The 20,434-nt window shown below is 61.6% G+C and carries 19 protein-coding genes; 12 read left to right on the plus strand and 7 right to left on the minus strand.

Going from position 1 to position 20,434, the window contains the following annotated elements; translation table 11 throughout:
- Positions 1-62 precede the first annotated feature (62 nt).
- Entirely contained in the window at positions 63-1,382 is a 1,320-nt protein-coding gene (locus tag ASF70_RS18545; RefSeq protein WP_062581848.1) for an Nramp family divalent metal transporter, read from the plus strand.
- On the opposite strand, the gene ASF70_RS18550 is transcribed toward ASF70_RS18545, so the two are convergent.
- Positions 1,354-2,568 (minus strand): LysR family transcriptional regulator, encoded by a 1,215-nt coding sequence (locus tag ASF70_RS18550; protein ID WP_062581850.1) that lies wholly within the window; start codon positions 2,566-2,568, stop codon positions 1,354-1,356. The genes ASF70_RS18545 and ASF70_RS18550 overlap by 29 nt on opposite strands.
- A gap of 173 nt (positions 2,569-2,741) precedes the next feature.
- Here ASF70_RS18550 and ASF70_RS18555 point away from each other — a divergent pair, with 173 nt between their 5' ends.
- The 7 genes from ASF70_RS18555 to minE all read left to right on the plus strand — a co-directional run bounded on the left by ASF70_RS18555 (position 2,742) and on the right by minE (position 10,478).
- Positions 2,742-4,118 carry an amidohydrolase family protein gene (locus ASF70_RS18555; RefSeq protein WP_062581852.1) on the plus strand — a complete coding sequence of 459 codons (1,377 nt, stop codon included), beginning with the start codon at positions 2,742-2,744 and terminating at the stop codon, positions 4,116-4,118.
- Positions 4,119-4,122: 4 nt separating this feature from the next.
- Positions 4,123-5,361 (plus strand): Zn-dependent hydrolase, encoded by a 1,239-nt coding sequence (locus tag ASF70_RS18560; RefSeq protein WP_062581854.1) that lies wholly within the window; start codon positions 4,123-4,125, stop codon positions 5,359-5,361.
- A 10-nt stretch (positions 5,362-5,371) separates the two neighbouring features.
- On the plus strand, positions 5,372-6,460 hold the full coding sequence (locus ASF70_RS18565) for a DUF917 family protein (protein ID WP_062581855.1): 1,089 nt from the start codon (positions 5,372-5,374) through the stop codon (positions 6,458-6,460).
- 341 nt (positions 6,461-6,801) lie between these two features.
- Entirely contained in the window at positions 6,802-8,454 is a 1,653-nt protein-coding gene (locus ASF70_RS18570) for a urocanate hydratase (protein ID WP_062581857.1), read from the plus strand.
- Positions 8,455-8,545: 91 nt separating this feature from the next.
- Complete coding sequence (gene minC, locus ASF70_RS18575; protein ID WP_062581859.1) at positions 8,546-9,349, plus strand: septum site-determining protein MinC; 804 nt, start codon at positions 8,546-8,548, stop codon at positions 9,347-9,349.
- Between the two features lie 53 nt (positions 9,350-9,402).
- A complete protein-coding gene (gene minD, locus ASF70_RS18580; RefSeq protein ID WP_062581861.1) occupies positions 9,403-10,218 on the plus strand; it encodes a septum site-determining protein MinD in 816 nt (271 codons plus the stop codon).
- Positions 10,215-10,478: a cell division topological specificity factor MinE gene (gene minE, locus ASF70_RS18585; protein WP_062461607.1), complete on the plus strand. Its 264-nt coding sequence runs from the start codon at positions 10,215-10,217 to the stop codon at positions 10,476-10,478. Before minD ends, minE begins: the two co-directional genes overlap by 4 nt.
- Positions 10,479-10,484: 6 nt before the next feature.
- Here the strand turns inward: minE and ASF70_RS18590 are convergent, their stop codons facing one another.
- The gene (locus ASF70_RS18590) at positions 10,485-11,135 is read right to left on the minus strand and encodes a hypothetical protein (RefSeq protein WP_174197076.1); all 651 of its coding nucleotides are present in this window, start codon (positions 11,133-11,135) and stop codon (positions 10,485-10,487) included.
- A 24-nt stretch (positions 11,136-11,159) separates the two neighbouring features.
- Positions 11,160-11,378: a hypothetical protein gene (locus tag ASF70_RS18595; RefSeq protein WP_062461605.1), complete on the minus strand. Its 219-nt coding sequence runs from the start codon at positions 11,376-11,378 to the stop codon at positions 11,160-11,162.
- A gap of 277 nt (positions 11,379-11,655) precedes the next feature.
- On the opposite strand from ASF70_RS18595, the gene ASF70_RS18600 reads away from it, so the two are divergent.
- From ASF70_RS18600 to ASF70_RS24365, 3 genes are all read left to right on the plus strand, one after another.
- Positions 11,656-13,701 (plus strand): NAD(+) synthase, encoded by a 2,046-nt coding sequence (locus ASF70_RS18600; RefSeq protein WP_062581864.1) that lies wholly within the window; start codon positions 11,656-11,658, stop codon positions 13,699-13,701.
- Between the two features lie 110 nt (positions 13,702-13,811).
- Positions 13,812-14,507, plus strand: a complete 696-nt coding sequence (locus ASF70_RS18605; RefSeq protein WP_062581865.1) for a superoxide dismutase — start codon at positions 13,812-13,814, stop codon at positions 14,505-14,507.
- 40 nt (positions 14,508-14,547) lie between these two features.
- Positions 14,548-14,703, plus strand: a complete 156-nt coding sequence (locus ASF70_RS24365; RefSeq protein WP_092659468.1) for a hypothetical protein — start codon at positions 14,548-14,550, stop codon at positions 14,701-14,703.
- 33 nt (positions 14,704-14,736) lie between these two features.
- Here the strand turns inward: ASF70_RS24365 and ASF70_RS18610 are convergent, their stop codons facing one another.
- The 4 genes from ASF70_RS18610 to ASF70_RS18625 form a co-directional block, all read right to left on the minus strand.
- Positions 14,737-15,762 (minus strand): acyltransferase, encoded by a 1,026-nt coding sequence (locus ASF70_RS18610; RefSeq protein WP_062583043.1) that lies wholly within the window; start codon positions 15,760-15,762, stop codon positions 14,737-14,739.
- A 34-nt stretch (positions 15,763-15,796) separates the two neighbouring features.
- Positions 15,797-17,110, minus strand: a complete 1,314-nt coding sequence (locus ASF70_RS18615) for an O-antigen ligase (protein ID WP_082471973.1) — start codon at positions 17,108-17,110, stop codon at positions 15,797-15,799.
- Positions 17,111-17,120: 10 nt separating this feature from the next.
- Complete coding sequence (locus ASF70_RS18620) at positions 17,121-18,488, minus strand: polysaccharide biosynthesis/export family protein (RefSeq protein WP_082471974.1); 1,368 nt, start codon at positions 18,486-18,488, stop codon at positions 17,121-17,123.
- Between the two features lie 151 nt (positions 18,489-18,639).
- Entirely contained in the window at positions 18,640-19,320 is a 681-nt protein-coding gene (locus ASF70_RS18625; protein WP_062581867.1) for a sugar transferase, read from the minus strand.
- Positions 19,321-20,062: 742 nt separating this feature from the next.
- On the opposite strand from ASF70_RS18625, the gene ASF70_RS18630 reads away from it, so the two are divergent.
- Entirely contained in the window at positions 20,063-20,344 is a 282-nt protein-coding gene (locus ASF70_RS18630) for an exopolysaccharide production repressor protein (RefSeq protein WP_082472025.1), read from the plus strand.
- The last annotated feature ends 90 nt before the right edge of the window (positions 20,345-20,434 follow it).

Genomic DNA, 20,434 nt, shown 5'->3' on the forward strand with positions numbered 1-20,434 from the left:
TGTGCGAATGAATTGCAATTGCAACAACGAGAGCACGATCGACGATGGATATCCGATCCCGAATGAATTCCAGCGGCTGGCTTAAAAGCGGCGGTGATGCCTCGCTGATGGATGTTCATCGCTCGATCCCGGTGCGCGGACAGGGATCGAAGCTCCGGCGGGCGTTCGCGTTCTTCGGTCCGGGTTATCTCGTCGCCGTCGGCTACATGGATCCGGGCAATTGGGCGACGTCGCTCGCCGGCGGTTCGCAGTTCGGTTACCTGCTCCTGTCGGTCGCACTCTTGTCGAACATCATGGCGATCGTGCTGCAATCGCTCTGCGCCCGGCTGGCGGTCGCTTCCGGCCGCGATCTCGCCCAGGCCTGTCGCGACGCATTCCCGCGTCCCGTCGCCTACATGCTCTGGCTGTTTGCCGAAATCGCCATCATCGCCACCGATATTGCAGAGGTGATCGGCACCGCGATCGGTCTCAACCTGATCTTCGGCATTCCGCTGGAAATCGGTGTTCTCATCACCGCGCTCGATGTCTTCCTCATTCTCTACCTGCAGAAGCTCGGATTCCGGTTCCTGGAAGCCTTCGTCATCGGTTTGCTGGGCGTCATTACCGCTTGTTTCGCCATCCAGATCGCCATGGCGGACCCGAACTGGGGCGAGGTCATTCGTGGCTTTGCGCCGACCACCGAGATCGTCACCAATCCCAACATGCTCTATCTGGCGCTGGGTATTCTCGGCGCCACCGTCATGCCGCATAACCTTTATCTGCATTCCGGCATCGTCCAGACCCGTAATTACGGGGACAGCGTCGAGGAGAAGCGGGAGGCGATCAAGTTCGCGACGATCGACAGCACCGTCGCCTTGATGTTCGCGCTTCTGATCAACGCATCGATCCTCATTCTGGCGGCCGCCGCTTTTCATGCCAACGGCCATACGGCGGTGGCGGAACTCGGCGATGCGCATAATCTTCTCTCACCGGTTCTCGGCTATGCCATCGCGCCGACGCTGTTCGGCATCGCGCTCCTGTGCTGCGGCCTGAACTCGACGGTGACGGCGACGCTTGCCGGCCAGATCGTGATGGAAGGGTTCCTGCATATCCGGCTGGCAGCCTGGGTGCGCCGGTTGATCACCCGCGGCATCGCCATCATTCCGGCAGCCGCGGTCACCATACTCTATGGCGATGGCGGCACGGCGGAGCTTCTGATCCTGACGCAGGTCGTGCTTAGCCTGCAGCTCTCGTTCGCGGTCTTCCCGCTGGTGATGTTCACGTCCGACAAGCGCAAGATGGGCGTGTTCGTCGCACCTCTCTGGCTGCGTGCCTTTGCCTGGCTGATCGCCATCGTCATCGGCGCCCTCAACATCAAGCTGCTGGTCGATTTCGTCCTGTAACCGGAAAAGTCATCGAGCTCAGGATCTGTTCGGCCGTGCGAGCGATCGTCTCGGCGGCCGCTCCCTTTTTCCACGCAAGCGACAGATGCATGTCGTAGGCCTCGGGAAGCGCGATCGCCGCCATCCGCTCGTCCGGCTGCGGAATGGCCCAGAGCGGCAGAAGCGCGATATAGCCGTGATCGCTGACGAGGTTGGCGATGACGGGAATGGAATCGATTTCGACGAAGGTCAGTGCCGCCCGTTCGTCCGGGGTCAAAATGTCCTCGGTCAGCGCCCCGAATTTCTGCCGCAACCCGCTTTTGAGGCTCGGCAGCGCGATTGGGTGACGCAGCAGCAGTTGCCGCAGATCGCCGCGATGGTCAGGGATCACATCGGCTGCTCCCACCATGGCAAGTCCGCTGCGCGAGATTATCAGGTGTTCGACGCCGGGCGGCATGTCGAGCGTGTCGACCAGCACGAGGTCATACGTCCGGTCGGTGATACCGGACAGAAGCTCCTCGGCATTGGTGCTTGAGATATAGAGCGGCCGTCGCGGCATGTGCTTCGGCCAGTCGGCGGCAAGTTTTGCGAGGATCCGGGCAATCAGGCTTTCGCGTCCGAGCGGCGTCACCGAGCCGACGCGGGTCGTCGATGCGGCACGCCGGAAACGGTCGCCGGCATGGTCAGAAATTTTCAGCCAGATCGCTTCGAGCTCTTCTCCGAGAGCGATCACCCGTTGCCCGCTCGCATTGGGAACGGCGCCGGCGGCCGCCCGGTCGAGAAGGGGAAGGCCGAGATCGCGCTCCAGACTGCGGATCTGCCGCGTCAGCTGCGGCTGGCCGATGCCGATCTCCTGCGCCGCCCGCCTTATGCTGCCGCTGCGGCCGACCACGAGGAAACGCTGCAGCGCCAGAAGCGGTACGGAAAGCCGGGCTCCGTCTTCGGGCGAGCCGTCCTTGTCGCCGAGACCCGAGAGCTCGCCGACCAGCATGGCAGCTCGCTGCAGATCGCGACCGATCCTGACGCCCTCAAGCGTTGGCTGGATGCGGTTGCCGGATGTCGTCGTCAGCGGTGTGGCGATATGAAACTGCAGCCTTGCCAGCGCGGCAGAGACGCTGGAGACCGGTCGGTCCAGCACCTTCGCCGTTTCGCGGATGCCGCCCAAGGCGAGCACATGATGGGCGATCAGCAGCGAGGCAAGGTCCATGACGGCTTCCGGGTGAGCATATAAGAGGATGACAGCAATGATATCGTGCGTTCACGATATGGGATATCCCTCTGCCGATCAAATTCTCCTAGTCTGCCCCCAAGCGGTTCCGATCGAACGCGCGCCCCAAGGCTAAAGGGCTCAAGGCTTCAAGGCTTCAAGGAGACAGGCCGATGTCGGATTTCGATCTTGTTCTGAAAGGCACGCTGGTCCTTGCCGACCGCATCGTTCCCGAAGGTTATGTGGCGGTCCGCGACGGGCTGGTTGCGTCAGTCGGTCAGGGCCAGATGCCGTCCGCGCGCGAAAGCCACGATCTCGGCGCGTCGCTGATCCTTCCGGGTGCCGTCGATGCGCAGGTGCATTCGCTTTCGCAGAAGAACCAGGAGGATTTCATCTGGTCGACCCGCTCGGCTGCTGCCGGCGGCGTCACCACCATCGTCGACATGCCCTATGACGAGGGCAATCTGGTCTGCTCGGCGGATGCCGTGCGAAGCAAGGCCGCTCATGCGGAAAGCCAAGCGCGGGTCGATTTCTCGCTCTATGGCACCGTCGATCCGCAGGAGGGCGCGGTGCGCATCCGCGAACAGGTTGAAGCCGGTGTCGCGGCCTTCAAGTTCTCCACCTTCGGGACAGACCCGAAGCGTTTTCCGCGCATCTTCGCGCCGCTGATGGCCGAGTGCTTTGCCGCGATCGCGCCAACCGGCCTGACGGCCGGCGTCCACAACGAGAATGATGAATATGTGCGCTGGGCGATGGCTGAGGTGAAGGCATCCGGCATCACCGATTACCGTGCCCACGAGATGTCGCGTCCGCCGCTGACCGAGCTTCTGGCGATGACCGAGATCTACGAGATCGGTGCGGCCACCGGCTGTCCGGCCCATGTGGTGCACTGCTCGCTCGGTCGCGGTTACGAGATCGCCGCCGGCTACCGCGCGCAAGGGCATCGCGCCACGGTCGAATGCCTGATTCATTACCTGACGCTCGACCAGGAAACCGATGCGAGACGGCTCGGCGGCAAGTCGAAATGCAATCCGCCGATCCGGCCGCGGGCGGAGGTGGAAAAGCTCTGGCGACATCTGGCGGCCGGCAATGTCACGCTTCTCTCCACCGATCACGTCAGCTGGTCGCTCGACCGCAAGACCAATCCGGACATGCTTGCCAATGCCTCCGGCCTGCCGGGTCTCGAAGCCATGGTGCCGCTGTTTATCAAGGGCGCACTCGAACGCGGTGTGTCACTCACCTGGGCCGCGAGGCTGATGGTGCTCAATCCCGCCCGGCATTTCCGCATCGATCACGTCAAGGGCGCGCTGGAAGTCGGCAAGCACGCCGATATCGCGGTGCTGACGGCGGAAGAGCATGTGTTCGACGCGTCGAAGACCGGCAACAACGTCGTCGGATGGTCGCCCTATGACGGAATGACCTTGCCCTACAAGGTGGCCGGAACCTATCTTCGCGGCACACTCGCCTATGACGGATCGAAGGTGCTGGCGCAGCCCGGCACCGGCCGGTTCGTGCGGCCCCCGGCCAACCTTTCACTTCAGGATTTTTGATCGCATGACCTCCAATCTCGCCGTCAACGCCGACCGGATCGCAGCCGATATCGAGGCGCTGGCTGCTATCACCGAACCGGACAGGCCCTGGACGCGCCGGGCCTTCACGCCGATGTTCTTGAAGGGCCGCGCTTACGTCGAGAAGATCTTTCGCGAGGCCGGGCTCGAAACCCACATCGATGCCGCCGGCAACATGACCGGGCGGCGCAGGGGAACGGTGGAGGGCAAGGGCACGATCATGCTCGGCTCGCATACGGATACGGTGCCGAACGGCGGCCGGTTCGATGGCATCGCCGGCGTCCTCGTGGGTCTCGAAGTGGCGCGCTCGCTCAAGGATGCCGGCATCGCGCTCGAACACGATCTGGAAATCGTCGATTTTCTCGCCGAGGAAGTTTCGATCTTCGGCGTCTCCTGCATCGGCAGCCGCGGCATGACCGGCGTTCGCCCGCCGGAATGGCTGGAGCGCAGCACCGATGGCGTAACGCTCGCGGACGGCATCCGCCAGGTCGGCGGAGATCCGGATGCCGTGTTCACGCGCACCGATATCAAAGCCTTCTTCGAGCTGCATATCGAACAGGGCACGGTGCTGGAGCGTGAAAACGTCGATATCGGCATCGTCGGCGCGATCACCGGCATCTCGCGGTTCGAGATCCTGGTGGAAGGCCGCGCCGACCACGCCGGCACCACGCCGATGAATGCCCGCTATGATGCGCTGGGGGCCGCATCCATCATCGTGCTCGGCATCGAGGAAATCGCCCGCAAGCTCGCCTCGGGTAAAAGCTATTTCGCCGGCACGGTCGGCGAGTTCTCGATGGAGCCGAACGCCGCCAACGTCATCCCCTCGCATGTCCGCATGCTGATCGATGCGCGTGCTGTGGATGACACGGTGATGGACGAATTCGTCGCTTCCGTCACCGCGCTTTGTGCACAGACAGCCTCGGAGCGTAGCGTAACCATCGCCGACCCGCGCCGGGTCTCGCATGCGGCGCCGACGCCGATGTCGGACATGGTGACCGGCGTGCTTGCCGAAAGTGCGCAGCGGATCGGCGCGACCAGCCGACCGATGGTGTCGGGCGCCGGTCACGATGCGGCCTTTCTCTCAAAGGTGGCGCCGGCTGCGATGATCTTCATCGCCAGCAAGGATGGCCGCAGTCACGCCGCGGAAGAGTGGTCCGACAACGACGATATCGCGCTGGGCGCTGCCGTTCTCTACGAGGCGGTCTTGGCACTCGACAAACAATAGGGGCAAGGGCATGGGTCGCATACTGACGGAGAAGGATGTCGAGGCGGCGGTTCGCGGCGGCTCGGTCTATGCGGCCGGCGGCGGTGGCTGGTCGGATCACGGCCGCATGCTCGGCTATGCGGCCGTCTCGGTCGGCCGGCCCGAACTCGTGTCCATCGACGAATTGTCCGACGACGACTGGGTGGCGACGGCTGCCGCGATCGGTGCCCCAGCCTCGACCACGGCCTGGGAAATGCAGGGCATCGACTACGTCAAGGCGGTGCAGCTGCTGCAGGATGCGCTCGGCGAAAAGGTCTCAGCGCTGATGATCGGCCAGAATGGCAAATCCTCGACGCTCAACGGCTGGCTGCCATCAGCCATCCTCGGCACGAAGGTGCTCGATGCGGTCGGCGACGTGCGCGCCCATCCGACCGGCGACATGGGCTCGATCGGCATGGCCAATTCGCCGCAGCAGATGATCCAGACCGCAGTCGGCGGCAACCGCGCGGAAAACCGCTATATCGAACTCGTCGTGCGCGGCGCCACCGCCAAGGTCTCGCCGATCCTGCGCACCGCCTCGGACATGTCCGGCGGCTTCATCGCCTCATGCCGCAATCCGCTGCGCGCCTCCTATGTGCGCAAAAATGCAGCGCTCGGCGGCATCAGCCTGGCGTTGACGCTCGGCGAAGAAATCATCGAGGCCGATGCCAAGGGTGGATCCGCCGTCATCGACGCGATCGTCAGGACGACCGGCGGCACGATCCTGGCAGAGGCCGAGGTAACGGCCAAATCGGTGGTCTATACCAAGGAAGCCTTCGATGTCGGCACGATCACGCTTGGGTCAGGCGACCGGGCGATCACGCTGCATGTCATGAACGAATACATGGCGGTGGACGATGCCGGCGGCAACCGGCTCGCCACCTTCCCGGACATCATCGCGACACTGTCGCCGCAGGGCGAACCGTTGAGCGTCGGTCAGCTCGAAGTCGGGATGCCGGTGTTTCTGCTGCATGTGCCAAAGACGCTCATCCCGCTGTCGTCGAGCGTCAAGGATCCCTCGGTCTACCCGATCTGCGAGACGGCGCTGGGGATCAGCATTGCGGATTATGCGCTGGGATAGGGCGGAGCAGACCCCGCCCCAAACCCCTCCCCACAAGGGGGAGGGGCTTAACCTGCCGCACTGTCACAGCCTTTTTGGGACGCGACAGTGCCGCAGATTTTCTCCCCCCTTGTGGGGGAGATGGCCGGCAGGCCAGAGGGGGTTTTGGCTTGCCCCTCATCCGCCTGCCGGCACCTTCTCCCCGCGCGCGGGGAGAAGGACGCAAGCCGCTCGCTCCCTGCCCGAATCGGGGCACGTCCCCTCTCCCCGTGAGCGGGGAGAGGGTTAGGGTGAGGGGCAGCAACGCGACGAGAGAACAGGTGAGGGGCTAAGTCCCCGACATCAAAGAGGACACGATCCACATGCCAAAGCCCAACCCGCGCCATCCGAACTTCCCGATCCCCGGTGGGCCCGAACTGCGCGCCAAGGGCTGGCGGCAGGAGGCTCTGCTGCGGCTTCTGGAAAACGTGCTGGCAGTGGGCGAGGATCCGGACAATCTGATCGTCTATGCGGCGCTCGGCAAGGCGGCGCGCAATTGGGCGGCGCATGAGGCGATCGTGCGCACATTGAAGACGATGGACGAGGATCAGACGCTGATCATCCAGTCCGGCAAGCCGGTCGGGTTGCTCAAGACCCATGACAAGGCGCCGCTCGTCATCATGGCCAATTGCAACATCGTGGGGCAGTGGGCGAAGGCCGAGTATTTCTATGCGCTGCAGGAAAAGGGGCTGATCTGCTGGGGCGGGCTGACGGCCGGGGCGTGGCAGTATATCGGCAGCCAGGGTGTCATTCAGGGCACCTATGAAATCTTCATGCGGATCGCCGAGAAGCGTTTCGGCGGCTCGCTTGCCGGTCGCTTCATCCTGACGGCAGGTCTCGGCGGCATGGGCGGCGCGCAGCCGCTCGCCGGTCGCATGGCGGGCGCTGCGATCCTGGTGGTTGATATTGATCCGGAACGGGTCGCCAAGCGCCGCGAGATCGGGTTTCTCGATGAGGTCGCGCCGGATCTCGATACGGCGCTTGCGATGATCGATGCGGCAGTTCGTGACAAACGCGCTGTCTCGATCGGTCTCGTCGGCAATGCCGCCGACATCTACCCGCAGATCGTCAAGCGCGGCATCGTGCCCGATATCGTCTCCGACCAGACCTCGGCGCACGATCTGGTCTATGGCTATGTCCCGAAGGGGATGAGCCTTGACGAAGTGCGGCGTCTTCGCAAGGAGGGCCAGGGCCAGCTGATGGCGGCGAGCCGCGCCTCGATCGCCGATCATGTCCGCGCCATGCTGACCCTGCAGGAACGGGGTGCGGAAGTGTTCGACAACGGCAACCTGATCCGCACCCAAGCGCGCGAGGGCGGCGTTGCCAACGCGTTCGACATTCCGATCTTTACCGAAGCCTATCTGCGGCCACTGTTCTGCAAGGCGATCGGACCGTTCCGCTGGATGGCGTTGTCGGGCAAAGAGAGCGATATCGCCCGCATCGACGATCTCGTGCTCGAGCTTTTCCCGGATAATTTCATCGTCACCAACTGGATCCGGCTGGCGCGCGAGAACGTGCCTTTCGAGGGCCTGCCGGCGCGGATCGCCTGGCTTGGTCATGGCGAGCGCACGAAGCTTGCGTTGGCCGTGAACGCGCTGGTCGCAAGCGGCGAACTTGCCGGGCCGATCGCGTTTTCGCGCGACCATCTCGACGCCGGCGCCATGGCGCATCCCAATATCATGACCGAAAACATGAAGGACGGATCGGATGCGATCGCTGACTGGCCGCTGATCAACGCGATGACGATGTGCGCGTCGATGGCGGACCTTGTCGTTATCCATTCGGGCGGCGGCGGCTATGCGGGTTACATGACATCTGCCGGTGTCACGATCATTGCCGATGGGACGGAAAAAGCCGCCGAACGGCTTGAACATTCGATCACCAACGACACCTCGCTCGGCATTATCCGCTATGCGGATGCCGGCTATGACGAGGCGATCGAGGCTGCCGAAACGGCCGGCCTGAAATTGCCCTAGAAAGGGTCTTCGTTAAAGCTTTGAAGGGGTGCGTTAACCTTTTGTTAACCACCCCGGCGCTACATCTAACGTCAACGATTTGTTTACGTAGATGACCAAAGTGCTAACAGACGCTCGCTCAATCCGTATCAAGGGCCGCTCGTTTTTGGCGGTCGTCTTGTCCCCCGATCTGCCGCTCGACAACTGGCTCTCGCGCCTTGACGATCTGGCAGCCCGCTCGGCCGGCTTCTTTCTCGACCGGCCGGTCGTGCTCGATATTTCCGAGGTTTCGATCGACAAGATCGAGCTGAAGAACCTGCTCGAACAGCTGGCCGAACGCAATGTCCGGATCATGGGGATCGAAGGCGCTCGCCCGTCGATGCTTGGCCCCGGAATGCCGCCGGCGATGCGGGGCGGCAAGGCTGCATCCGATTTCGAAGTCCCGGAAAAGTCCGAGGATAAGTCGGCTCAAGAAAGCTCCGGACAAGTTGGCGTTGCTACCAAGCAAGGTGCCAAGCAGCCGGAAACGGATACCGACAGTCAGCTCCGCAACGAGCCGATCAAGGTTGCCGAGGTCCGGCCGGTCATCCAGTCGCTGGTGATCAACGAGCCGGTTCGCTCCGGTCAGTCGGTCATCTTCGCGGAAGGTGACGTGACCGTTATCGGTTCGGTTGCCTCCGGTGCCGAAGTGATCGCCGGCGGTTCGGTGCATGTCTACGGCGCAATACGCGGCCGGGTCATGGCTGGATCATTGGGGAATGCAACGGCACGGATATTTTGCCGCAAGCTCGAGGCCGAACTGGTCGCGATCGACGGCATCTACAAGATGGCCGAGGACATGGACGCAAGCCTTCGCGGGCAGCCTGTCCAGCTCTGGCTCGACGGCGACATCATCATGGCAGAAACGCTCAGTTAAGAAATGAAAAAAAGCAAATGATAACGGGCCGGCAGGACACAGGAGAGATTGGTATGGGGAAAGTCATAGTTGTGACTTCGGGCAAGGGAGGGGTCGGTAAGACAACCTCGACCGCGGCTCTCGGCGCAGCGCTCGCCAGCCGCGGCGACAAGGTCGTCGTCGTCGATTTCGATGTCGGGTTGCGTAACCTCGACCTCGTCATGGGTGCCGAGCGCCGGGTCGTCTACGACCTCGTCAACGTCATCCAGGGCGATGCGAAGCTTCCGCAGGCTCTGATCCGCGACAAGCGCCTCGACAACCTGTTCCTGCTGCCCGCCTCGCAGACACGCGACAAGGATGCCCTGACATCCGAAGGCGTCGAGCGCGTGATGGCCGATCTGAAGCGCTACTTCGACTGGATCATCTGCGACAGCCCTGCCGGCATCGAGCGCGGTGCGACACTTGCCATGCGCCATGCGGATATGGCCGTCGTGGTCACCAATCCGGAAGTCTCCTCGGTGCGCGACAGCGACCGCATCATCGGTCTTCTCGATTCCAAGACGCTCAAGGCCGAAAACGGCGAGCGGATGGAAAAGTATCTTTTGCTGACCCGCTACGACGTCAACCGTGCCGAGCGTGGCGACATGCTGAAGGTGGACGACGTTCTGGAAATCCTGTCGATCCCGCTGATCGGCATCATTCCGGAAAGCATGGATGTGCTGCGTGCCTCCAACATCGGTGCGCCGGTGACGCTGGCCGACGCCAAGAGCGCTCCGGCCCAGGCTTATTTCGATGCCGCGCGGCGTCTCGCCGGCGAGGTCCTGCCCATGACCATCCCGGGCGAAAAGCGCGGTCTCTTCGGCAAGATCTTCGGAAGGAAGGCCGCATGAACATGTTCCGCCTTTTCAACAGGCCGAAATCGGCGCCCGCGGCCCGCGAGCGTCTCCAGGTACTGCTTGCTCATGAACGCATGGTTGTCGGCACCGATCTGGTCGCCGTGCTGCGCGAGGAAATTCTGGCCGTCATCGCCAAACACGTCCAGCTGGACGCCGACCGCGTAACGGTAAAGATGGATCGCGACGAGCACTGCACTATCCTGGAGATCGACGTCGAGATCCCGCTCAATGCGAGCGCCCAGGCCGCAGCCTGAACGTCTCTATCGAGTTAGCCTCCCAAGGCTGGTTTGAAAGGCGGGTATGTCCGGCGGGACATGCCCGCCTTTTGCGTCGTCCCAGCGGACTTCCAGATGGCCGCCGAGCGCCCGGACACCCTTGTCGATGGCTTTGAAATCCGGGTAGCGGCTCTTGTATCCGCGGGTCTGGAAATACTGGCCGGTGCCGGCCTCTTCATCCATATCGCGCATGATCCACCGGATCGCGTAGCAGCGGCTTCGCAGCTGATCCAGCGCCGGAATGCCTGTCAGCTTGTAGGGCTTCCGGCTGCGGCGAAAACCGTAATAGCGGGCCGCCGCCTGGATCCGGTCCCAGCTGACGCCCGGAAACGCGTCGCAGATCTCTTTCCGGTCTGCGGCGGGATAGAGCCTGCGCAATTTCTGCCGGGCCGACCATCCCCAGGCCTGCCGGCGTGGTGCAAGACCCAGTCTCTGGCAGCGTGTCTGTATGGCCTTTTTCGACCGGGCATGCAGAACCTGGCTTATGGCAAAGTAATCGGGATGAAAGATCCGGCAGATCAGGTCTTCCTCGTCCGTCCAGAGCTTGTGTCCGCTGACGGTGAAGCCCGAACGCAGTATCTTCAGTCGTGTCCGCTCGGTGAGAGCTAAGTCTTTCGCAAGCTGCGCCAGGTCCATCGCAGGGTCCTCTGACGCTGGCGGCTATGGCTTCTTGACGTTCAGCGCCCGGAATGAGTTGAACGTTCCTCCCTTGTCGGTGAACAGGTCCACAAGCGGCTTCGGCAGACCGTTCAGCTCCCGCAGCTTGAGCGCGAGGAAGGCAAATTCCAGCTTGAGGCGATCGATTTCCTGCGCCCGGGCATCGAGAATGCGTGCCTCGATCTCAGCTTTCTGGCGAAGAAGATCATCCAGTACGGACATGACAACGCTCCAAAATATGACGTTTGAATTTGGCTTTCTTAAAAAAAATTGCATGCGGGAAAAACCGTGTGCGGTCACACGTTCGGACAAGCTGTCACGGAAATTCGATTTTGCCAATCGCCGTTGCCATTTCCAACGTCACCCGATTCTGATGTCGCTATGCTGGCGCGTGTTTACAGAGGTGCTATACAGGCCAATGATTTAGGTAGGCGTCTCGGGCAGTCGCAAATGCGAGACGTCACGATCGCGGCCAATGACCATGCCTTCGGAGTGCCAGATGAATTTCCATTCGCCCTATAGCCACGGCTTCATTCGCGGCGCCGCCTGCACGCCCGTCTGCGAACTCGGCGACCCGGACTTCAACGCGCGTGCGACGCTGGATCTGGCCCGTGAAGGTCACGCGCGCAGCGTTGCGCTGATGGTGTTTCCGGAACTTGGCATTTCCGGCTATTCGATCGACGATCTGCTCGGCCAGGACGTTCTACTCGATGCGGTCGAAAGCGCGCTTGCAACGGTCGTCGAGGAAAGCAAGGCGCTGCTTCCCGTGCTTCTTGTCGGCGCACCGCTGCGTCACGAAGGACGTCTGTTCAACTGCGCCGTCGTCATCCATGCAGGCCGCATTCTCGGTGTGGTGCCGAAGACCCATATCCCGAATTACCGCGAATTCTACGAGAAGCGCTGGTTCGCATCCGGCCGCAGCGTGCGCGACATGATGATTTCGGTTGCCGGACAAGCGGTGCCCTTCGGCATCGATCTGCAGTTTGCCGCTGAAAATATCCGCGATTTCATCTTCCACGTGGAGATCTGCGAAGACGTCTGGCTGCCAGCGCCGCCGAGCGATTTCGGCGCCATGGCCGGTGCTCTGATCCTCACCAACCTGTCGGCCAGCAACATCACCGTCGGCAAGGCGGAGATGCGCAAGCTGCTTTGCGCCACCCAGTCGGCGCGCAACTTTGCGGCCTATCTCTATTCGGCGGCCGGCCCCGGCGAATCCACCACCGATCTCGCCTGGGACGGCCAGGCCTGCATCTACGAACTGGGCGATCTGTTGGGCGAGACCGAGCGGTTTCCGGCCGGCCCGCAGATGTGCGTCGCCGATATCGATGTCGAGCGGCTGCGTCTCGAGAGAATGCGCACCGGCACGTTCAACGATGCCGCAACGCTGCATCTGACGGCAGGCAAGACGTTCCGGCGCGTCCTGTTCGACTTCGAGCGGCCGCAAGAAACGCTTGATCTGGAGCGGGCCATCCAGCGCTATCCGTTCGTGCCATCAGATCCGAAGCGGCTCGACCAGGATTGCTACGAAACCTTCAACATCCAGGTCCAGGGCCTGATGAAGCGGTTGAAATCGACCGGCATCAAGCGCCTCTGCATCGGCATATCAGGCGGCCTCGATTCGACCCATGCGCTGCTGGTCGCAGCCAAGGCCTATGATCAGCTCGGCTGGCCGCGCACCGATATTCTCGGCTTTACCATGCCGGGCTTTGCCACCGGCGACGACACGAAGTCGAATGCCTGGGCGCTGATGCGCGGCATGGGCATTACGGCCGAAGAGGTCGACATCAAGCCGCTTGCCACCCAGCTTCTGCACGATCTCAAACATCCGTTCAGCGGTGGCGAGCCGGTCTATGACGTGACGTTTGAAAATGTGCAGGCGGGTCTGCGAACCGATTTCCTGTTCCGCGCTGCCAACCAGCGCAACGCGCTTGTGCTCGGCACCGGCGACCTGTCGGAGATCGCGCTTGGCTGGTCGACCTACGGCGTCGGCGACCAGATGAGCCATTACAACGTCAACGCTTCGGTGCCGAAGACGCTGATTCAGCACCTCATCCGTTGGGTCATCGAGGCCGAGAGCTTCGATGATGAAACCAATGCAACGCTGCAGCGCATCCTCAATACGCTGATCTCGCCGGAACTGGTGCCGGCAGGCGCCGACGGGGCCATGCAAAGCACCGAAGACAAGATCGGCCCCTACGATCTGCATGATTTCACGCTCTACTATCTCACCCGGTTCGGCCTGAAGCCGTCGAAGATCGCCTATATGGCGCTGCAGGCATGGAAGGATGCGGGCGCTGGCGCCTGGCCCTCGCATTTCCCGGAGGAGAAGAAGCGGCAGTTCGACCTTCCCGTCATCAAGCGCTGGATGGAGACGTTCCTGTTCCGCTTCTTCACCATCAGCCAGTTCAAGCGCTCTGCGTCTCCGAACGGGCCGAAGGTGACGTCGGGCGGATCGCTCTCGCCGCGCGGCGACTGGCGGGCACCGTCGGATGGCAATGGCCGGATCTGGATCAAAGAGCTCAAGGACAACGTGCCGGACGCATGACGGCGGCGGTTCACAACACGCAATTGTCAGGCGGAATCGGCGAAATCGGGAAACCGATGAGCGCTTAAGGGGTTGTTCCTTCCAGAGACAACAGGGAAGGAGCTCAATTCATGGAACTCAACCGTCGAACCGTTCTCACCGCAACCGCTTTCACAGCGGCCGCTGCTGTGTTTCCAATTCCCAATATTGCGCGGGCCGCCGCGCCGTTTGCGCAGCCGAAGCTGCCATTCGGCGAGGGCGATCTGGCACCCGTCATTTCCGCAAAGACCGTGGGCCTGCATTACGGCAAGCATCACAAGGCCTATTTCGACAAGCTGAACACGCTGTCGACCGGCACCAAATATGCCGACATGGATCTTGAGGCGATCGTTGTGGAATCAGCCAAGTCCGATGCCGATGCGGACAAGAAGATCTTCAACAATGCCGCCCAGGCCTGGAACCATGTGGCCTACTGGGATCAGTTCGTTCCCGGTGGCCCGAACCGACCGCAGGGCGAGGTTGCAACGACAATCAACGAGACGTTCGGCGACTATGATGGCTTCATCAAGCGCGCCGTCGATATCTCGGATACGGTCTTCGGCACAGGCTGGGTGTGGCTCACTCGTGATGACGCCGGCAAGCTGGCACTGATCGGCTATGAGGACGGCAAGAACCCGATTGCTGTCGGACGTCCCGCCTATCTCGGCATCGATATCTGGGAACATGCCTATTACGTCGATTACGAGAACCGAAAGCCGGAGCATATCCGCGCCGTCCTCGACAAGCTCGTGAACTGGCGTTCGGTCGAGGAACGCATGGCAGCTTGAGGCTGCGATGTTCCCTTTAGTCAAAGAGAGAGGAGTGCCCATGGCCCAGGATCCATTTGAACCCGTACCCGGCCCAATCCCGCCTACACCCGCTCCGCCGGTCCCTCCGATCGGTGAGCCGGAGCCCGACAGGTTGCCGGATGAAGATCCGGTGCCGAACCCGGATGAAAACGACGATCCGCCGCAATACGCCTGAGTTAGCGGCACACCACTAAGAACGGATGGCCGGTCAAGGGACCGGCTGTCTTTCTGTCTGCTTCGCCGGAAGGCGCCACAGGTTCGTCCGCTTTCCCCTCACCAGTGCCTGCATCGGCCGCTCCAGCGCTTCATAGGCGAGGACGCCGACCAGCGTGCCGGCGACCACGGCGATCGTGGTTGCCGCGACAGGCGGCAGGGATGCAGACGACAGGATCTTGACGGCGACCGAGACCGCAAACGTATGCCAGATGTAGATTGAGTATGACGCATCGCCGAGATAGGCGAGGGCAGGGATCTTTGGGACCGAGCGGCTCTTTTCAAGGCTGAGCGCGCCGGTCACCAGCATGATCGCAAGCGGTCCACAGGACCACGCATCGAATTCAAGCTTGAAAATCTGGATCGCCGCGAACCCGGCGATCGACAGGCAGATCAGCGCCAGCCCGATCGGGGCCGGTGGGACGGCGCCGCGCTGCCAGAGTTTTGCAAGTGCTGCACCGGCCACGAATTCCAGAATGACCGGGGCCGTGTAGAAGCCAACCGACGGATTTTCGGGCGGCATGACGAGGCCGATTGCGACAAGCGTTCCGAACACCAGCGCCAGCAACGGAAGCCGGGCCGATGGGCGCGCAAACAGGGTCAGCGCAAACACGGCGTAGAAGAAGATCTCGTAGTTCAGCGTCCAGCCTTGCACGAGGACAGGCCAGAGTGCGCCGGTGCTGGGCGAGGCAACGGGCAGGAACAGCAGCGAGCCCAGCACATGCGGCAGGCTCAGCACGAGGTTTGGAAACGCACCGGCGAGGGCGCCGGCGATCATCAGAAGCGTCGCCGCCCAGTAGATCGGCACGATGCGCAGCAGCCGGTTTTTGAAGAACTTGCCGGGACTTGCCGAGCGGGCGTCGCTGATCGCCATCATGATAAAGCCGCTGACGACGAAGAACACGTCGACACCCGCCGCACCGATGGTGAAGTGCAGGCCGCTTTTCTCGCCAGCATGAAACAGCACCACGGCCAGCGCCGCAAAGGCTCTCAGATACTGGATTGAATAGAGAGTAGGCATTGTCTTCACGTCCTTCGACGCCCGTTTGGGCGTGTCAGCCTGCCGGAATGCCCGGTTCGCCATTTTGCCCGCGCTCGGGCCCCGTGGGTGAATTCGGCATGAAACCGTATTGAGGGCGGTCCGCCTTTGCCTTGACCGGCCTGACCGCCAGCGTCAGACGACCGGCCATGAAGTAGAACAGGAAAGACCCGACCTGGTATGGGTTGAGGATGTCGATCTCCACGAAGGACCGAATCGCAAGCAGGGTCGACAGGCCGACAAACAGCAGCGATTCCGGCGTGCGCGAGATGGTCAGCAGCCGTTTCAGATGGCCGGTGAGGCAGGCGATCAGGATGAAGACAAGCAGGCCCGTGCCGATGATGCCAGTCTCCACCATGCTTTCGATATAGGTGTTGTGGAAATGGAAACCGCTGCGGCCGGTGATGAAGAATTCCTGCCAGAGGCGTTCGGCCTCGGAGGCGCCTGGAACCCAGTATCCCTGGTAGCCCATGCCGATGATGGGAGACTGTGCAGCGGCGGCAATGCCCTGCTGCCACAGATAGGTGCGGCCCGTCAGGGTCGAGTCCTTGCCGAACACGCCGAGGATCGCATCCATCGCGCCAAACTGCAGCGCACCGACAATGCCGGCAAGCCCGAACACGAGCGCAATCGCAAAGAAGCCGCGTCGGTGCTTCGGCGAAAAGAACATGAACCCCTGCAGGCCGATGCAGAGCGCAACGACACCGGCCGTGGTTATGACAGAGGTCGCAGACTGCGAGGCGAGCAAGCAGTAGGCCGACAGGAGCGCGCCGCCGCCGGCACCGATCATCCAGATGCCGCGCATGCGAAACAGCATCACCGCCGCATAGGAGAAGATCACGCCGAGGGACGCGAAGAAACCCAGCTGGTTCTTGGAGGAAAATGCGCCGACGAAGCTGAACGTATTGTCCATCGCGTCCATCAGATAGGTGCCGAACAGGATCGAATAGACGAGCACGATCCCGGTTCCGATCAGGCCGCCGCGCAGCAGCGTCTTGGTGCTGAGCATCCGCATGGCAATCAATGCGCAGACGATATGCGTCAGATACTGGATGGCCGTGCGCAGCGACACGCCAAAGGCTGGCGACCAGAAAGCGGAGATGAAGCAGAAGATGCCGAAGGAGAAGATCCAGAGGAAACGGGAATAGCGGCCCAGGACCCGTCGGTAGTCGGTCACGACCGGAAGGAACCATACGCCGTAATAGGCAAGGATCGAGATCTGCCCGAACCTGCTCGAATAGGCGAAGACGAAAAAGGACAGCGCGACAGCGGCAATCCCGTAGATCTCGTTCTTCTCCGGGTCGATCAGGGACGACTTGGCAATCTTCATCCGGTTACCCCTATTGCATCAGCAGTTCGGAGGTCACCTTCACCACGTCGCCCGGCATCAGACGGGCATTCTCGTCGACGGCCACTTCCTTGGGGCCGTCGCCTTCGTCGCGCACGACGGTGTATTTGATCGTCGCGGCTGTCTTGCTCGGGTCGAAGCGCAGCGCCTCGGCGGACTGTGCAACTGCCTCCGAGATCAGTTGGCGGCTGGTGGTCAGCTGCAGGCCGAGCTTTTCGAGTTCCGCTTCGGTATCCTGAAGCTCCTTTGCCCGGTCTGCTTCCCAGTCGTTGCGCAGGTTGATCTCGTCCTGGTTCGCCTGGCTGATATCCTGCTTTGCCTTCAAGGTCGACGTGTCGATGTCGAGCAGGGTCGACTGGATGCTGGCCGTGCGCTCCTCGATGGTCAGAAGGCGGCTGCTGGTAGCCAGACCCTGTTCTGTGAGCCGGGACATCTTGTCCCGGTTTTCCGACACGAGATCGAGCTGGCGCTGTTGCGTCTCTGTCTTTTGCGCGAGCGACTTCACTTCGCTTTCGAGAAGGCTGCGCAGCTCGTTGAGGGCCTGCAGCTGCAGCTCATAGCGGTCGCGGCGCGATTTCATCAGCGATGTCTCGCTGGCAATCAGCTGCGCGGCATTGGGCACGTCTTTCAGCTCCGCCGGGATCGGCAGATCGCGCGATCCGGAAACCTCGGCCACAAGCCGTGCCCGGCGGGCAATCAGGCGGCCGCGCTGGTTGTCGTAGACGGCAACGTCGCCCTGCGCATTGATGAAGTCCTTGGCAAAGCGCTGACCCGCGTCGGAACGGCGCAAGCCGCCGGCAAGGCTTACCGCCTTCAGCACCGTCAGGTTCGGGGAATAGGGAAACTCTCCCGGTGTCGTGACGTCGCCGGCGAGATAGACCGGCCGGTACTGGCTGATTTCAACCGAAGCCGAGGGCAGGTTTCGAAGCGCAAACTTGTCGCGCAGCTGCTGGCCGATCAGACCGGCAACTTCGGCGGTCGTCTTTCCGGCTGCGTCGAGATCGCCGATAAACGGAAGCGACAGCGCGCCGGACGGGCCGACCGTGTATTCGCCGCCGACCACGTCCCAGTCGCGCACCGTGCCATCGGCCGGCTGCCATTCGGCCACGCGGATGCGCAGCTTGTCCATGACGCCGAGCTTATAGCCGCCGCTGGCAGGACCGCTTGCGGCAACCGCTGCAGGGGTCTTGGGTGCCGCGGCCTTGCCAGGTGTTGCGGTTTCGGCCTCAGTGGAGGTCTGTTGTGTGGTCTTCGGGGCTTTGTCCTGCGCCAGGACTGGCGCGACTGAACTCAGCAGCAGGGCGCCGGCTGCAAAAAGGAGCGCCGGCGAACCGCTTTTCGAATGATCGTTCTTCAACATCTACGGGTCCTTCAATCGCATTCAAACGCAAATCCGTGGGAGGTCGGCTCGCGCTTGTTTCGACTGTTGAGTTCGTCTGGTGACTTGTTCTTGGTTTTTCTTGCGGCCGGTGACCGACCAGGATTTCTCAGGCTATCAAAAGAAACGCAGATCAATAGCTGCCGCGGGCAAAGCAGACCGCAGGGATGGTCTTTGCAATGATGGCGATGTCGCGAACCAGCGACCAGTTCTGGACGTATTGCGTGTCGAAAGCGATGCGCGTCTCGTAGGACACATCGTTGCGACCGCTGATCTGCCACAGGCCTGTGAGGCCAGGACGGGTGCGAAGGTAATAGACGGCAAACGCGTCATAGACTTTCAGTTCCTCGTCCACGACCGGACGCGGTCCAACCACGCTCATTTCGCCACGCACGATGTTGAGCAACTGCGGCAGCTCGTCGAGAGAGAGCTTGCGCAGGACTTTGCCTACAGACGTCACGCGTGGGTCGTCTTTCAGCTTGCGCGTCAGACGCCATTCTTCCGCGGCATGCGGATTGTTACGCAGATAGTTGCGCAGCAATTCGTCGCCGTCGGTCGCCATGGTCCGGAACTTGAGGCATTTGAAAATGCGTCCGTTATGGCCAATACGGCTATGGCCATAAAAGGCCGGGCCCTTATCGGTGAGTTTCACCAGGGCCATGATCATCAGAAATAGCGGGCTGAACAGGATCAGCGCGCATGCAGCTGCGGTCATATCGAAGCTGCGTTTAGCGAGGCCACCGATCGGGAGGGTACCGAAGGCCTGGTCGGAGTCTACAAACGGCGAACTAGCCGAACGTGTCGCTGACTTCATAGAGGGTAACTCCATTTAGGTTTTGCGATAGTCGGTGATGCCTTTCGGCGGGTCTTTTCGTCGACAATTTGATAATAAGTCTGTGTTCGGAATTTGATGCCAGCCAATTTTTTCCGGGAGCGCTGTCCCGATGCGGGTCGACGCGCGCCGAAATCCGATCAGCACTCCGATTTTTTTACAATCGATTGAATAGCGACCCCAGGTCTACTGTTCTTTTCTGGCAACTATACCCGGAGTTAGAATAATACCCGTGCCATTAGCGTATTGGGGGGCTTCTGCGCAGGGCCAGTCCAGAGCTAAACCTGTGATTGCTTCTTTGAGCAGGGCCAGGAAGTAGCTTGCGTATAAGACCAAAGGCCTACGCATTTCGCACCGCAATACAATGATGCAGCGCAATATGGCTTCGTCGGGCCTCGTCACCTTTGTAACAAAAGTTGAACGCCGGTGACCCCGACACTGCGACATCCAGGAGCGGAATGTTCCAGACGGCGAGCTTCACGTCCAAATTGTGGCGGAAATGCGATTGGGCGCTGTGGTACCAAGGTAAGAAACCATTCACGCTAATCGCAAGGAACTGCCAAGGCGGGGCAGGGAACCGGCAAACCTTACGAAAGTTTCATTAATACTCGGCATAGCAGATGCTGTATTGCTTGCATCCGACTACTGCCGGTCCTATCGTGACGGTGCAGGGAGGAGCCTGCGTCTAGAAGCCAAGAACTATAAGCTGCTCGGGAGGGCGATCATGTATGCGCCGCGCGTATTTATAAGTATCCTTTGCGTCCTGGTCGTTTTCGCGCTCGCGTCCTTTTTCATCAGCGGGTCCGTCTACACAGCATTTATACACACGCTCCTCTGCGCGGTTATTATCCAGGTGGGTTATTTCGTTGGCATCGTTTACCTCGTTCACCGCGAGAAGCTCGCGGGCAGCAGGGGTCGGACAGATACCGCCGTCGCTGCGCGCTCGAGAGAGGTGTCCAACCTTCCGTCCGACGTGACGTCACACCTGCCTGCCCGGGATATCTAGCCGGCGCTCTCAGTCCCATTTCGGTTTTTGTTGCAGTGCTTCCATATGGAGGCCATCTTCCTGCGTTCAGGTCCTCGCACGACGAACGAT

The sequence above is a fragment of the Rhizobium sp. Leaf321 genome, assembly GCF_001423215.1.
GTDB classification, from domain to species: Bacteria; Pseudomonadota; Alphaproteobacteria; order Rhizobiales; family Rhizobiaceae; genus Neorhizobium; species Neorhizobium soli.